Source organism: Mycolicibacterium aichiense (assembly GCF_010726245.1).
Taxonomy (GTDB): Bacteria; Actinomycetota; Actinomycetes; order Mycobacteriales; family Mycobacteriaceae; genus Mycobacterium; species Mycobacterium aichiense.
The window spans coordinates 3,329,439-3,343,638 of record NZ_AP022561.1; the positions used below are offsets into that span (position 1 = coordinate 3,329,439).

16 protein-coding genes and 1 tRNA gene are annotated in these 14,200 nt (G+C 67.1%); 11 read left to right on the forward strand and 6 right to left on the reverse strand.

What is annotated here, in order from left to right; genetic code table 11:
- Positions 1–53: 53 nt before the first annotated feature.
- The 3 genes from G6N32_RS16160 to G6N32_RS16170 are packed head-to-tail and all read left to right on the forward strand — an operon-like array spanning position 54 to position 2,436.
- Positions 54–1,091 carry a YncE family protein gene (locus tag G6N32_RS16160; protein WP_115321278.1) on the forward strand — a complete coding sequence of 346 codons (1,038 nt, stop codon included), beginning with the start codon at positions 54–56 and terminating at the stop codon, positions 1,089–1,091.
- The gene (locus tag G6N32_RS16165) at positions 1,088–1,342 is read left to right on the forward strand and encodes a DUF5703 family protein (RefSeq protein ID WP_083122611.1); all 255 of its coding nucleotides are present in this window, start codon (positions 1,088–1,090) and stop codon (positions 1,340–1,342) included. The genes G6N32_RS16160 and G6N32_RS16165 overlap by 4 nt, the downstream gene beginning before the upstream one ends.
- Complete coding sequence (locus G6N32_RS16170; protein ID WP_115320454.1) at positions 1,342–2,436, forward strand: quinone-dependent dihydroorotate dehydrogenase; 1,095 nt, start codon at positions 1,342–1,344, stop codon at positions 2,434–2,436. Before G6N32_RS16165 ends, G6N32_RS16170 begins: the two co-directional genes overlap by 1 nt.
- Here the strand turns inward: G6N32_RS16170 and G6N32_RS16175 are convergent.
- From G6N32_RS16175 to G6N32_RS16190, 4 genes are read right to left on the reverse strand one after another with little or no spacing between them, the layout of a single operon-like run.
- Entirely contained in the window at positions 2,394–3,461 is a 1,068-nt protein-coding gene (locus G6N32_RS16175) for a hypothetical protein (RefSeq protein ID WP_115320455.1), read from the reverse strand. The genes G6N32_RS16170 and G6N32_RS16175 overlap by 43 nt on opposite strands.
- Entirely contained in the window at positions 3,455–4,963 is a 1,509-nt protein-coding gene (locus tag G6N32_RS16180; RefSeq protein ID WP_179964166.1) for an alpha/beta hydrolase, read from the reverse strand. Before G6N32_RS16180 ends, G6N32_RS16175 begins: the two co-directional genes overlap by 7 nt.
- Complete coding sequence (locus G6N32_RS16185) at positions 4,929–5,459, reverse strand: YbhB/YbcL family Raf kinase inhibitor-like protein (protein ID WP_115320456.1); 531 nt, start codon at positions 5,457–5,459, stop codon at positions 4,929–4,931. The genes G6N32_RS16180 and G6N32_RS16185 overlap by 35 nt, the downstream gene beginning before the upstream one ends.
- Before the next feature lie 22 nt (positions 5,460–5,481).
- Positions 5,482–6,807, reverse strand: coding sequence for a M20/M25/M40 family metallo-hydrolase (locus G6N32_RS16190; protein ID WP_178059274.1), 1,326 nt, complete (start codon positions 6,805–6,807; stop codon positions 5,482–5,484).
- 114 nt (positions 6,808–6,921) lie between these two features.
- On the opposite strand from G6N32_RS16190, the gene G6N32_RS16195 reads away from it, so the two are divergent.
- Positions 6,922–7,611 carry a sensor domain-containing protein gene (locus G6N32_RS16195; RefSeq protein WP_115320458.1) on the forward strand — a complete coding sequence of 230 codons (690 nt, stop codon included), beginning with the start codon at positions 6,922–6,924 and terminating at the stop codon, positions 7,609–7,611.
- 142 nt (positions 7,612–7,753) lie between these two features.
- A tRNA-Leu gene (locus G6N32_RS16200) sits at positions 7,754–7,839 on the forward strand.
- On the opposite strand, the gene G6N32_RS16205 is transcribed toward G6N32_RS16200, so the two are convergent.
- The gene (locus G6N32_RS16205; protein ID WP_115320459.1) at positions 7,821–8,738 is read right to left on the reverse strand and encodes a LysR family transcriptional regulator; all 918 of its coding nucleotides are present in this window, start codon (positions 8,736–8,738) and stop codon (positions 7,821–7,823) included. The two genes, G6N32_RS16200 and G6N32_RS16205, sit on opposite strands and share 19 nt — an antisense overlap.
- Before the next feature lie 82 nt (positions 8,739–8,820).
- Here G6N32_RS16205 and G6N32_RS16210 point away from each other — a divergent pair, with 82 nt between their 5' ends.
- Together G6N32_RS16210 and G6N32_RS16215 are read left to right on the forward strand one after the other, a co-directional pair.
- The gene (locus G6N32_RS16210) at positions 8,821–9,843 is read left to right on the forward strand and encodes an alpha/beta fold hydrolase (RefSeq protein WP_115320460.1); all 1,023 of its coding nucleotides are present in this window, start codon (positions 8,821–8,823) and stop codon (positions 9,841–9,843) included.
- Positions 9,844–9,945: 102 nt separating this feature from the next.
- A complete protein-coding gene (locus G6N32_RS16215; RefSeq protein WP_115321281.1) occupies positions 9,946–10,764 on the forward strand; it encodes an alpha/beta hydrolase in 819 nt (272 codons plus the stop codon).
- Between the two features lie 5 nt (positions 10,765–10,769).
- Here the strand turns inward: G6N32_RS16215 and G6N32_RS16220 are convergent, their stop codons facing one another.
- A complete protein-coding gene (locus G6N32_RS16220; protein WP_115320461.1) occupies positions 10,770–11,438 on the reverse strand; it encodes an O-methyltransferase in 669 nt (222 codons plus the stop codon).
- 92 nt (positions 11,439–11,530) lie between these two features.
- Here G6N32_RS16220 and G6N32_RS16225 point away from each other — a divergent pair, with 92 nt between their 5' ends.
- Genes G6N32_RS16225 through G6N32_RS16240 form a run of 4 tightly spaced genes read left to right on the forward strand, consistent with a single transcriptional unit; the run spans position 11,531 to position 14,107 of the window.
- Positions 11,531–12,442 carry a LysR substrate-binding domain-containing protein gene (locus G6N32_RS16225; RefSeq protein WP_115320462.1) on the forward strand — a complete coding sequence of 304 codons (912 nt, stop codon included), beginning with the start codon at positions 11,531–11,533 and terminating at the stop codon, positions 12,440–12,442.
- A gap of 56 nt (positions 12,443–12,498) precedes the next feature.
- On the forward strand, positions 12,499–13,215 hold the full coding sequence (locus G6N32_RS16230) for a flavodoxin family protein (protein ID WP_115320463.1): 717 nt from the start codon (positions 12,499–12,501) through the stop codon (positions 13,213–13,215).
- Positions 13,216–13,235: 20 nt separating this feature from the next.
- Positions 13,236–13,871, forward strand: coding sequence for an RNA polymerase sigma factor (locus G6N32_RS16235; protein ID WP_115320464.1), 636 nt, complete (start codon positions 13,236–13,238; stop codon positions 13,869–13,871).
- Positions 13,868–14,107 (forward strand): anti-sigma factor family protein, encoded by a 240-nt coding sequence (locus G6N32_RS16240; protein WP_115320465.1) that lies wholly within the window; start codon positions 13,868–13,870, stop codon positions 14,105–14,107. The genes G6N32_RS16235 and G6N32_RS16240 overlap by 4 nt, the downstream gene beginning before the upstream one ends.
- Positions 14,108–14,200: the final 93 nt, after the last annotated feature.

A 14,200-nucleotide genomic window follows, 5' to 3' on the forward strand; every position in this document is an offset into this window, starting at 1 on the left:
TCGACAGGAAGCGACTCAGTCGCTCGATCTTGAACACAACCGGGGGCTACCCGTTGGCAAAAAACGTAAACCCCGCCGGTTTGCGCAGGTCAACTGCCATCTTGTTGGCATGCGTCGCCGTCATGGCCGGTTGTTCGTCCAATCCGCTGGCGTCGACGCCTCCCACGATTGAGCCGGCCACCCCCGCGATCTCCCCGCCACCGGCGACCCGTCCCGCCGGTGAGGTTCTGCCACTGGGCGGAAATCCCGACGCCGCGGTCTTCGACGAGCGCACCGGCTCATTGGCGGTGTTGACCCCGGGTGCCGACCCGCAGGCGGCGGCGACGCTGACGCTGTTCAGCTCCACCGGCGTTCCCCGCGAGCTCACCCTGCCCGGCCCGGCCACCGCGATCGCCGGCGACGGGCAGGGCACGGCGTTCCTGTCGACCAGGGGTGGCTACGTCACCGTCGACCTGGCCTCAGGCACGGCCAGCCCGGTGTCGATCAACGAGGAGACCGACACCGACTTCACCGCGATCGCGCGCCGCGCGGACGGCCGTCTGGTGCTCGGCAGTGCCGACGGCACCGCCTACACCCTGGGCTCGGACACGGCGGTCGCCGAAAAGGTGAAGATCTTCGCGCGGGTCGACGCCGTGGTCGCCGAAGGAAACAATGCCGTGGTCCTCGACCGCGGCCAGACCTCGGTGACATCACTGAACGCCGACGGCCGCACCCAGCAGGCGCTGCGTGCCGGCCAGGGCGCGACCACGATGGTCGCCGACCCGCTGGGCCGCGTCCTGGTGACCGATACCCGTGGCGGACAACTGCTGGTGTTCGGCGTCGACCCGTTGATCGAGCGGCAGGCCTACCCGGTTCCCGACGCGCCGTACGGCCTGGCCGGATCACGGAATCTGGCCTGGGTTTCGCAGACCGCGTCGAACATGGTTGTTGGTTACGATTTAACGACTGGTATTCCTGTGGAGAAAGTGCGTTACCCGACCGTGCAGCAACCGAACTCGCTGGCCTTCGACGACACGTCCGACACGCTCTATGTGGTGTCGGCCGCCGGCGCGGGCGTGCAGGTGATCCGCAATGCGGCGGGCGCCCGGTGAGCGCGGCGTATCGCGGCCGGATGCCGGCGAGCTGGGAAGTCGAACTCTCCGATGACTACGAGTGGATTCCCCTGCGGTTGCCGCCCGATGTCACCCGCATCAGTGCGTCGACCCGACTGTCGATCGAAGCCGAGTACCGGGGCTGGGAGTTGACCCGGGTGCGCCTCTACACCGACGGTAGCCGTCGAGTCCTCTTGCGACGCAAGAAGTCTCGTATCAACGGCCAGACCACCGATCAGCCCGAGCTGTGATGTACGACGCGCTGCGGCGGGCATTCTTCCTGGTGCCTGCCGAACGCATCCACACGTTCGTGTTCGGGTCGCTGCGCGCAGTCACGGCCACCAACGCCACCCGCGGACCGTTGCGCCGCAGACTCGCACCCCGCGATCCGGTGTTGACGAGCACCGTATTCGGGGTGCGGTTCCCCGGCCCGATGGGCTTGGCCGCCGGGTTCGACAAGGACGGCCTCGGGCTGAAGACCTGGGACGCGCTGGGATTCGGCTACGCGGAGGTCGGCACGGTGACCGCGAGTGCCCAGCCCGGCAATCCGTTGCCGCGACTGTTCCGCCTCCCCGAGGACCGGGCCCTGCTCAACCGGATGGGCTTCAACAACCACGGCGCCGGACACTTGGCTCTACGGCTGGCCCGCTATCGCCCCGACTCGCCGGTCGGGGTCAACATCGGCAAGTCGAAGATCACCCCGCCCGAGCTGGCCGCCGACGACTACCGCGCCAGCGCACGGCTACTCGGCCCGCTGGCCGACTACCTGGTGGTCAACGTCAGCTCGCCGAACACACCCGGACTGCGCGACCTGCAGGCCGTCGAATCGCTGCGGCCCATCCTGTCGGCCGTGCTGGCCGAGACCTCGACACCCGTCCTGGTCAAGATCGCGCCGGACCTCTCCGACGAGGACGTCGACGCCGTCGCCGACCTGGCTGTCGAGCTGGGACTGGCCGGGATCGTCGCCACCAACACCACGGTCTCGCGAGCCGGCCTGCGCACCCCGGGTGTCGACGAGCTGGGGCCGGGCGGCATTTCCGGACCACCGGTGGCGCGCCGGTCCCTGGAGATCCTGCGGCGGTTGTACAGCCGGGTCGGCAGCGACCTCGTGCTGATCAGCGTGGGCGGCATCGAGACCGCGGACGACGCGTGGGAGCGCATCACGTCCGGGGCGTCACTGCTGCAGGGCTACACCGGGTTCATCTACGGTGGTGGCTTGTGGGCCAAGGAGATTCACGACGGCATCGCCGCCCGACTGCAGACCGGCGGCTTCTCATCGCTGGCGGAGGCCGTGGGGTCGGCTCACTCCGGCCGTAATCCGAAGATTCCGCCGTCCGCGTCGTAGAGCAGGTCGTAGTGGCCCAGTGCCCGCAGCCCGGTGTTCACGAATGTTCCATGTCGGGCAGGGGCGCGGTGCACCTCGGTCGGCGTCTGCGGTCCTCCGTCGCCGACCGCGAAGCTGTAGCGCAGATCGCCCACGGTGATCGTCATCCCGGTGCCGGCGGGCACTGTTCCATTCGACGGTAGACCGTCGGCCTCCACGATCATGTCCAGCAGACCGGTATCGACCAGAACCTTGCCGGAATGGATTGGCCCTGAACCTGATTGGAAGCCACCCGTCGGGGTCAGCCAGTCGTTGTGCGAGCCCTCCGCCGGAGCGCCGGCACTGGCCAGTTGCTGCATGGTCCAGGCACCGGTCACCGTGGCGGCCGTCAGGCCGAGTGACAGGCCGGCGCGGCCGATGAGGTACCCGCGCCGCATCGTCCCGGCCGTCATCGCGGCGAGGTTCAGGAACGGATTGTGGGTCGGCGCGGCGCGGGCGGTGGTTCCGCGGCCGAACCCGACGCCGAGCATGTGCGGGATCGCCCCCGTGCAGCGGCCCGAATTCACCCCGCCGCCACGGCATGTCGAGCTGGTCACCGCCAGCACCGGTACTTGTGCCTGGGCCACCGCACCGGCACCGGTGGCGTCGACGGCCTGTGGGAACGACACTGACGCTGTCACCCACACTCCGGTCAGCTCCAACCCACTCGAGCTGTAGGTGAGGCTGCCGGGCGGCGAGTCGGCAGGAATATTCGGCACCTCCGCGGCCGGCACCACCACGCCCACCGACCCGGTGTCCACGGTGAACGGCGACGCCGGGCCACCGTTGACCGAGGCCTCGACCTTGAGCGTGCTTCGCAGGTTCGTGAAGTCCGGCGACCCGACCCACGGCACCGTGTAGCTGTCGCGGTAAGCCTCGTACGTCGCGCCGGCCGGGGCGGGGGCCTGCCTGCTGGGCGAGGGTGTACTGGTTGCGCCAGAACCACATCCGGCCACCAGCGCGGCGGCGACGACCATGGCGAGAGTTTTCATGCGAACTGTCAGCACCGAGCCTCCTTCGGCGGAAGGGCGAGGTCGATCAGGTACGCCGCGGCATAGGCGTCGACACAGGGCTGGTCCCGAAACACGACTGTGTGTTGGGTGCCGTCGAACGTCAGCAGCACTGCCCCGAGCTGTCTGGCGAGCTCGACGCCCGCTTGATAGGGCGTGGCCGGATCGCGGGTGGTGGAGACCACCAACACCGGCGGAAGGCCCGGCGCGGACACGGTGTGCGGGCCGCTGGACGGCGGCACCGGCCAGAACGCACACACGTCCAGCGGCGCGTTGCCGGTGAATTGCCCGTAGGTGCCGAACGGCGCCACCTGCCGTAACCGCCGGTCCCTGTCGATGGCCTTGGCCCGGTCGGTGTTGGGCGGCATGTCGACGCAATTGACCGCATTCTGAACGTCATTGGTATTCGCATAGTGGCCTTGGCTGTCGCGGCCCAGGTACGCGTCGGCCAGCGTGAGCAGGATGTCGCCACGTCCCTGAGCCAGCTCGGCCAGACCGCGGTTCAGCGTCGTCCACATCTTCGGTGAGTACAGCGCCATCATCGTCCCGGTCAGCGCATCGCTGTAACTCAGCTTTCTCGGATCGTCGGTGTCCGCGGGCGCGGCGACCAGTGGATCCACCAGCTCGTGGTAGACATCGACGGCCTTGGCGGGGTCGGCGCCGAGCGGGCAGCCGCCGTCGCTGACGCAGTCCGCGGCGAAATCGTCGAATGCTTTTTGGAAGCCCGCGGCCTGATCGACGCCGGCCTGGATCGGATCGGCGTCGGGGTCCACCGCGCCGTCGAGAACCATCGCGCGAACCTTGTCGGGATAGGCCTCGGCATAGGTCGCTCCGACCTCGGTGCCGTACGAATACCCCAGGTAGGTCAGCTTCTCGTCGCCCAGCGCCACCCGGATGCGGTCGAGGTCCCGGGCGACGTTGACGGTGCCGAGATTGGCCAGGAATCCTGTGCCCATCTTGTCCACACAGCGCTGGGCAAACTGTTTGCGGGTGTCCTCGATGTGGGCAACGCCGGAGGGGCTGTAATCCACCTGCGGATCTACCCGGGCCGCATCGTTGTCCGCATCGGAGTTACACAGCAGCGCCGGAGTCGATGAACCCACTCCGCGAGGGTCGAATCCGACGAAGTCGAAGCGCTGACGTACTTGCGGCGGTAGCGAATTCACCAGTTTGATGGCCGCGTCGACACCTGACCCGCCGGGGCCGCCGGGATTGACGACCAGCGAACCGATTTTCTGGCCGGTCGCCGGAAAACGGATGAGCGCCAGATGCGCGATTGCCCCGCCAGTCTCTGCGTAGTCGACGGGCACCTCGACCTCGCCGCACTCGGCGCCGGCGGTGCGGCACGGCGACCACGCCACCGGCACCGGTGGACCCAGTGCCGGCGTCGTTGCCTGCGGCGTGCCCTCGACCGCCGTGCTGCAGCCGGCTACCAGCGTGACGACGGCCAGCGCCGCGCGGAGCTTACTTCTGCTCGTACGTGCCGTGAATAACCGCACGCGCAATGGAATTCATGAACAGGTTGAATCCGAGGTAAGCCGGGCTGGCGTCCTCGGTCAGCTCGAGCTTCTCCACCTTCACGGCGTGCACGGCCACGTAGTAGCGGTGATAACCGTGCCCCTGCGGCGGGGCGGCGCCGAGGAAGCGGCGGATACCGGCGTCGTTGACGAGGGTCAGGGCGTCACCGGGCAGCACCGAACCGTCCCCGACACCGGACGGCAGGTCGGTGACGGTCGCCGGGAGGTTGGCTACCGCCCAGTGCCAGAAGCCGGATGCGGTCGGAGCGTCCGGGTCGTAGACGGTGACGGCGAAGCTGCGCGTCTCCTCCGGGAACCCCGACCAGCTCAGCTGCGGCGAGACGTCCTCACCACCGGCGCCCATGATTCCGCTGACCTGAGCGTTCTTCCACGGCTCACCGTCGGCGAAGTCGGTGCTGGTGAGGGTGAAACTGGGCAGCTCGGGCAGGAATTCGTAGGGATTGTAGGGAAATGCCATGTGACGGGCTTCCTTTCGGTTGTCAGCAGTTCTTCAAGAAGTGTTCGAGCACCTGGGTGCCGAATTGCAATGCGTCCACGGGTACCCGCTCGTCGACGCCGTGGAACAGTGCCGCGAAGTCCAGCTCGGGCGGCAACCGCAACGGGATGAAGCCGAAACACCGAATACCGAGTCTGGCAAAGGCTTTCGCATCCGTTCCGCCGGACAGCATGTAGGGCACGGTGCGCGCCTCCGGGTCGACGGCAAGCAGCGCGTCGTTCATCGCGTCGACGAGGTCGCCGTCGAACGTGGTCTCATACGACGGCAGGTCCCGCTCCCACTCGCGGGTGACGTCCGGACCGATCAGCTCGTCGATCTCCCGCTCGAAGGCTTCCTTCCGGCCGGGCAACACCCGGCAGTCGATGACCGCCTCGGCAGTCTGCGGGATGACGTTGGCCTTGTACCCGGCCTTGAGCATGGTGGGGTTCGCGGTGTCACGCAGGGTCGCGCCGACGATGCGCGAGATGCCGCCGAGCTTGGCGATCGTGCCGTCGAGATCGGGCGAGTCCAGATCGAAGCTGTAGCCGGTTTCCTCGGCGACGGCGGTGAGGAATTGCTGCACGGAATCGGTGAGCACCAGCGGGAATTGGTGCCGCCCCAGACGGGCGACGGCCTCGGCGACCGCGGTGACGGCGTTGTCGTCGTGCACCATCGAGCCGTGCCCGGCGCGGCCGCGGGCGGTCAGCCGCATCCAGGACAGCCCCTTCTCGGCGGTCTCGATGAGGTAGAGCCGGCGCTCCCCGCCGTCCTTGTGCGGCACGGTGAGCGAGAAGCCGCCCACCTCACCGATGGCCTCGGTGATGCCCTCGAACAGGTCGGGCCGGTTGTTCACCAACCACTGCGCGCCGTAGGTGCCGCCGTGCTCCTCGTCGGCGACGAACGCGAACACGAGATCCCGGGGCGGCACGATGCCGGCACGCTTGAAGTGCCTGGCGACCGCGATCATCATGCCGCACATGTCCTTCATGTCGACCGCACCGCGGCCCCACACGTAGCCGTCGGCGACGGCGCCGGAGAAGGGATGCACGCTCCAGTCCGCGGGCTCGGCGGGCACCACGTCGAGATGGCCGTGGATGAGCAGCGCACCCCGGCTGCGGTCGGCCCCGGGCAGGCGGGCGAAGACGTTGCCGCGGCCCGGCGCTCCGGACTCGATGTACTCGGTGGCGTAGCCGACGGCGCTGAGTTGCTCGGCGACCCAGAGGGCACACTCCGCCTCACCCTTGGTGGTCGCCAAATCGCCGGTGTTGGAGGTATCGAACCGGATCAGGGAACTGACGAGATCAACGACCTCGTCGACGGCTTGTGTCACAGTCCCCTTTCCTACCACTGGCGCCGGGCACCCGGCGGCGCGGAGGTCAGCCCCTACCACATGTTTCCCAAGAACCACTCGCGCAACACGCCGATTTAGGGTTTGATTTAGCGGATGACTCCCCGCCTGCCCGCGATCGCGGCGCTGCTGTGCCTGTCGGTCAGCGGCTGCTCGGCTGTCACCGCGGGCAGCGCGCAGCCGGCCGAACGTGCGCCGCTGACCAGCCCGGACGCCCTGCCTGCTCTCCTGCTGTCAGCACCCGACGTGGGCGCGGCACTGGCCAGCGACGACGTCGTCGTCACCACCGACGTGAGCAAGGCGTGGAACGACAGCGCGCACTTCGCCGACGTGAACTGCCTGGCCATCGCCGGTGCCGCACAGCAAGGGGTGTATGCGAGCAGCGGGTCGACGGCCGTGCACGGCCAGGTGCTGCGCGAGGCGCCGACAGCGCCGGCGTGGGAGCACTACGCCGTCCAGGCAGTGGTCTCCTTCCCGAGTGCGCAAGCCGCGGCCGACTTCTTCACCGCGTCGCAGCGCAGCTGGGCGGCGTGCTCCAACCGGGAGCTGAACTACGCCCAGCCGATCGGGCCTCCGCAGGTGTGGTCGGTGGGGCAGCCCAGCACCGAACGTGACGTGCTCGCGGTGTCGCGGGTGCAGCAGAGCCCGCAGCGGTGGGCCTGCCAGCGAGCCCTGACGGTGCACAGCAATGTCGCCGTGGACGTCGAAGCATGCAGCCTGGACGGGCCGACGGCGGCGGCCAGCGCGATCGCCGGCCAGATCGCCGGACGGCTGCCGAGCGCGTGAGCTGCTGACGCGCCGAATGTAACGCCAGGGCGCGATTCGGCAGCGAACGTCACCCTGGCGTCACGCTCGGCGGGAGATTCCAGCCGTTGGGGGCTCGTTTTGGGCTGCGGACCTCGATCCGTTAGCCTTAGCTGCTCACTGAGTCCGAGTGGCGGAATGGCAGACGCGCTAGCTTGAGGTGCTAGTGCCCTATTAACGGGCGTGGGGGTTCAAGTCCCCCCTCGGACACTCTTCTTCCGTACGTCGGCGGCAGCCTGGAGAAGTGTCTCGGCCAGCACGCTGGTTGCCGCCGTCAGCTGCTCCGCAGGCCGAGACGCCAGGTACACCTGCCACACAACCGGATCGGCCAGTTCGACCGACGCCAGTCCATCCAACCGCCGAGCCTCCGAACGAGGCATGAACGCGGTGCCCAGGCCGTTGCGCACCAACTCGGTGATCGCGGCGAACCCGGCGGGCACCTCGTACTGCGTACGCGCGCTGACCCCGGCAGCGTGCAGCGCACCGTCGATCAGGCCGCGCAGTCCGAAGCCCGGCGGAAAACCGACAAGATCCTCCGCCGCGACATCGGCGAGGTCGAGCCGCGACCTGCGCGCCAGGTTACTGTCGGTGCGGCACACGAAAACCATTGGCTCCTCGAACAGCAACCGCATATCCAGCTGCGGCGGGTGACGGTCGGGAACCGACACCAGCGCCAGATCCAGCGATCCCTCGAGAAGGGCCGACAGGTACGACGACGCCCCGGTCTGACTCAGCCGCAACCGCAGCCCCACGAACGGATGGGCCCGGTGAAACCGCCCGAGAGCAGCGGCCACATCCACCGGCCCCGACGAGATCAGTGACCCGAATTCGACTGTGCCCGAGAGCTTTCCGGAGAAATCACCAACCGACTCGGCAGCCAGTCGGCTCGCCTTCAGCACGTCGTAAGCGTGCGACCGAAAGCGTTCACCGGCGGCGGTGAGACGTATTCGCTGGCGCGATCGGTCGAAAAGCTGGACGTCGAGCTCACGTTCGAGCCTGGCGATCGACGACGACAACGCCGACTGCACGATGTGTGCCCGGTGCGCACCCCGGGTGAAGCTCATCTCCTCGGCAACGAACACGAAATGTTCGATCTGGCGTAATTCCACACCCCACAGTATCTGTCTCATAGATGACAGACATCGACAGAAATCGTTGGACGCGATGACATGGATCGCGTGAACTACAGATATGAACAGCATCAGCAGACGAAGCCTCGGCCGGCTGACGGCGGTCGCCGGCGGTGCGGCGCTGCTTTCGGCGTGCACGACCCCGGCGCGCACCGACGCGACACCACCGCGCTCGCCGCAACACCAGCTCGGCCCGATCAAGCAGATCAAGGCGGGTCTGCTCGACGTCGGCTACACCGAGGCCGGGCCCGCCGACGGGCGACCGGTCATCCTGCTGCATGGCTGGCCCTACGACATCCACAGCTACGCCGACGTCTCGGCGATCCTTGCCGGCCAAGGCTTCCGCGTCATCGTGCCGTACCTGCGCGGCTTCGGGTCGACCCGATTCTTGTCGACGGACACATTTCGCAATGGTCAGCAAGCAGCTCTGGGCGCCGATGTGATCGCGCTGATGGACGCGCTGCGCATCGACACTGCGATCCTCGGCGGCTACGACTGGGGCGGTCGCACCGCGAACGTCGTGGCGTCGCTGTGGCCGCAGCGCGTCGCCGGACTCGTCGCGGTCAGCGGCTACATCGTCGTCGATCTGGCCGCCAACCGCGAACCGCTGCCTCCCGAGGCCGAACACGGCTGGTGGTATCAGTACTACTTCGCCACGCCACGTGGCGAACTCGGCTACCGGCGCAACACCACGGCATTCAACCGGCTGATCTGGTCCAGCGCCTCACCGCTGTGGCAGTTCGACGACGCCGCCTACGACCGGTCGGCCACGGCATTCGACAACCCGGATCATGTCGACATCGTGATCCACAACTACCGTTGGCGCCTTGGCCTCGCCGCAGGCGAATCCCGTTACGACGCAGACGAACAACGGCTTGCCGGCAAGCCCCGCATCACGGCGCCCGCGATCACCATCGCGAGCGACTTCGACGGCGCCGCCAAAGACGGCACTGCGTATCGCGACATCTACACCGGCCCATACCAGCACCGCGTCCTGAACCGGATCGGACACAATGTCCCTCAGGAGGCGCCGGCGGAATTCGCCGCGGCCGTCGTCGATGTCGACCGCATGATCAACCACTAGCTCGAGGACCATCGTCGAATGTCGCTGCTATCCCTTCCATTGGTGGCTGACACGCTCGCGCGCGTGTTCGCCGCGGCGGTCAATCCGGCCCCGAAGACCGCGGTGCGGTTTCCGGAGATCGCCGGCCGCACCGCCGAGATCACGATTCCCACCAGATATGGGCCGACACCGGCCACGGTGTATCACCCATCCCCCGGCGCCGGGCAGCCGGCGGTGTACATCAACGTCCACGGCGGCGGCTTCGTGGTCGGACACCGGGAGCAGGACGATCCGTGGTGCCGGTATCTGGCTGCCAACTCCGGCGCGGTCGTGATCAACACCGACTACGTGCTTGCGCCCGGCCACCGCTTCCCCGCCGCCCCGCACCAGCTCTACGACATCGCGTGCTGGGCCGCCGACCCGGGTCGGGACTGGGACGGAAGCCGACTCTGCGTCGGTGGTCAGAGCGCGGGCGGCAGCCTCAGCGCCGCAGTGGCACGGCTGGCCCTCGAGAACGGCGGACCGGATATCGCTTTGCAGGTCTTGCATTACGCCCCGTTGGACTTGGTGACACCAACCCGCGACAAACCCTCGGCGCTCGGCCCCCGCGCGGTGATGAAGCCGTGGATGGGCGAGGTCTTCGACACCGCGTACATCCCACATCCAGCCCAGCGCCGCGACCGACTGGCTTCGCCGGCATGGGAAGGCAACGCCGCCGAACTGGCCGGTATCGCACCTGCGCTCATCGTCACCGCCGAGCACGACCGCCTGCGGGACGAAGCACGCCGATACGCCACCCAACTCGACGCCGTCGGCGCCTTGGCGGAGTACTACGAGGTGCCCGGCGTCGACCACGGCTACAACATCATGAGCGACGCGGCCGACGTCACCCGGCGAAGCTACGCGCACATCGTGGAGCACGTTCGACGCGCCGTCGAGTAGCCGCCCTACAGTCGGACAGCCACCGCGATGCCGTCGGCGATCGGCAGCGTCATCGTCGCGTAGCCGTTCGCCTCGTCCCCGAGGTAGTCGAACAGCGCGCCATGGACGTCGCGGCCGAAATCAGCCGTCACATCGTCAACCAGGATCAGCGTGCCGGCGCGCAGGTTCGGTTCGAGCACGCGCAGCACGTCGATCGCAAGATCGGGCCAGCCGTCCAGCAGCACCAGATCCGGTACGTGCGGCAGGTCCGCCAATGTCTCGCGGGCATCGCCGAGGCGCAGTTCGATCAGATCCCCGACACCGGCTTCCGCGAAGTTCCGCAACGCGGCGTCGGCCTTGTCCTGCTGCATTTCCGTGGTGATCACCAGGCCGCCGCCGTTGTCGTGGACCGCACTCGCTAGATGGATCGTCGATACCCCGAACGACGTGCCGTACTCGACCACATTGCGCGCACCGGTAGCCCTGGCCAGCAGGTACAGCAGCCGGCCGCCGATGCCGGATACCGACATGTAGACGTCCTTGAACATCTCGGCACGCTGGCCGGCGTCGAGATCCCATGGTGAGCTCGCGCCGTCGAGAACAGCCGCAACCGCAGCGTCGTCGCCGGCCTGCTCATTCGACAAGAGGCGTTGCAGCACAACAGAAATCGGGGCAGTTGTCAGAGAGTTGGTCATCGTGGGTTCCTTCCAATCAGATCGATGACCCCAACGTATCCTTGGGGGTGCATTACCTCCAGTGCATGATTGATAGGTAAGGATTATCCGAAATGGAATCCACGAGCGACCTCGACATGAATCTGCTGCTGGCGCTCGACGCGCTGCTCGAGTTACGCAGCGTCGGCCTGGCCGCCGAGCGCCTGCACACATCTGCTCCCGCCATGAGTCGCACGCTGGGGCGGTTGCGCCGCAGGCTGGACGACCCGGTGCTGGTACGAGCAGGCAGGCAGCTGGTTCCGACACCGCGGGCGCTCGCAATGCAGGTCGAGGTTCACGACGTGATCGCCCGCGCCCGAGCACTTTTCGCCTCACCGGAGATCGTCGATCCTCGACGCCTGTCGCGTACGTTCTCGTTGCAGATGGGCGACATCGGAATGCTCAGCACCGTCGCCGAGCGGTTGCTGACGCGAGTGCGTACCGAAGCGCCCGGTGTGACACTGCGGTTCGTCGGCGAGAGTCATGAGGACACGCACTCGTTGCGTGACGGCGGCGTCGACCTCGAAGTGGGGCAGACCGGTCACCTGGACCCGGAGATTCGCGTTGAGGACCTGGTCACCGAGCGGATGGTCGGCGTCGTCCGTGCGGGACATCCCCTACTGAAACGACGCGTCACCGCCAAACGCTTCGCCGACGCCGAGCATGTCGTGTTCTCCCGCAGGGGACGACTCCGCGGACCGGTCGACGACCTGCTCGCCGAGCAAGGCCTGCAACGCCGCGTCGTCGTATGCGCACCCACTCCCGCCGGTGGTCTGTTCCTGGTCCGCAGTAGCGACCTCGTCGCCATGATGCCGGCCGGGCTGGGCCGCTACGCCATGGAAGCGCTGAATCTCGCCAGTTTTGCGATTCCACTTGACCTGCCGCCGTTGACTGTCAGCATGGCCTGGCATCCACGCCACGACGCCGACGGTGCGCACCGCTGGCTCCGGCAGTGCCTCCGGGAGGCGCTCCAGACAACCGTGTAACGGTCTCGATCGCCCGGGGCACTGCAGTGGCAGCAGCGACGAAAGGAGCAGGCCCGATGGGTGACCCCGAGTACGACTTCACCGGTCTGCGCGCGTTGTTCATCAACTGCACCCTCAAACGGTCACCCGAGCCGAGCAATACTCAGGGTTTGGTCGACATCAGCACCTCGATCATGACTCGACATGGCGTGGCGGTCGACGTGGTACGAGCCGTGGACTACGACATCGCCACCGGCGTCTGGCCCGACATGCGTGAACACGGGTGGGCCACCGACGACTGGCCGGAGCTGTTCGAAAAGGTCCTAGCCGCTGATATTTTGGTGCTGGCCGGACCGATCTGGCTCGGTGACAACAGCTCGGTGATGAAAAAGGTGCACGAGCGGCTCTACGGCGGTTCGCACCTGCTCAACGACGCCGGGCAATATCTGTACTACGGCCGCGTCGGCGGGTGCCTGATCACCGGCAACGAGGACGGGGTGAAGCACTGTGCCCAGAACGTGCTCTATACCCTGCAGCACATCGGGTACACGATTCCCCCGCAGGCCGACGCGGGATGGATCGGTGAAGCAGGTCCCGGACCGTCCTACCTCGATCCGGGTTCGGGCGGCCCGGAGAACGACTTCACCAACCGCAACACCACATTCATGACCTGGAATCTGATGCACCTGGCGCAACTGCTGCGCAGCGCCGGCGGCGTACCGGCCTACGGGAACGTCCGGACGGGCTGGGACGCGGGGTGCCGCTATGATTTCGCCAATCCGGAATACCGCTGAGCGGATAGCATTCCGTCTCGATGGCCGGGACGGAAGACGACGAGACGGCACTCGTCGCAGCACTGCGGGCGGGCGACGAGCAATCCTTCGCCCGGCTCGTCGATCGCTACACTCCCGCGTTGCTGCGGGTGGCACGCGGCTATGTCCGCACCCACGAATCGGCCGAAGAGGTGGTTCAGGAAACCTGGATCGCGCTGATCAAAGGCATCGAGAAGTTTGAAGGCCGATCATCGCTTCGCACTTGGCTTTTCACGGTGATGATCAACATCGCCAAGTCCCGCGGCATCCGAGATCAACGGCATTCCGATGCCGAGGTGGCCGCAGCGGGAGGCACCGTCGATCCGAACAGATTCCGTCCTGCAGGGGACCCGGAGTGGCCCGGACATTGGAAGGACGACCGGGCACCTGTCCCGTTTCCCGACACTCCCGAAGGCAGTGTGTTGGCAGCGGAGTTTCTCGATCTTGCGCGTCGCGAAGTGGACAAGCTCCCCGAACGGCAACGTATGGTCGTCACCTTGAGAGACCTGCTTGGATTCGACTCGGGAGAGGTGTGCACACTGCTGGACCTCAGTGTCGCGAACCAGCGGGTGTTGCTGCATCGTGGCCGCGCGGCGATCAGGCAGGCGCTCGAGGACTACGTGCGGGGGGCGCGATGAACGCCGAGGGCATGGACTGCAGCGAGTTGGTCGAACTCGTCACCGCATACCTCGACGGATCGCTGGACCCGACGACCAGGTCACGCTTCGACATGCACCTACTCGACTGCGACGGGTGCGAGAACTACCTGCAGCAATTCCGGGTCACCATCGAGACGGTCGGCCGAATCAGCCATGAACACGTCGATCCTGACTTCCGGGCCAAGCTGCTCAACGCGTTCCGCGACTGGCGCTGACCGCGTCTGCGCATCGGTGTAACGCATCCGTCTTCGCGTGTGACTCAAGGTCGTACCATCTCGCGCCTCGGCCAACACGGCGCACGACCCGCA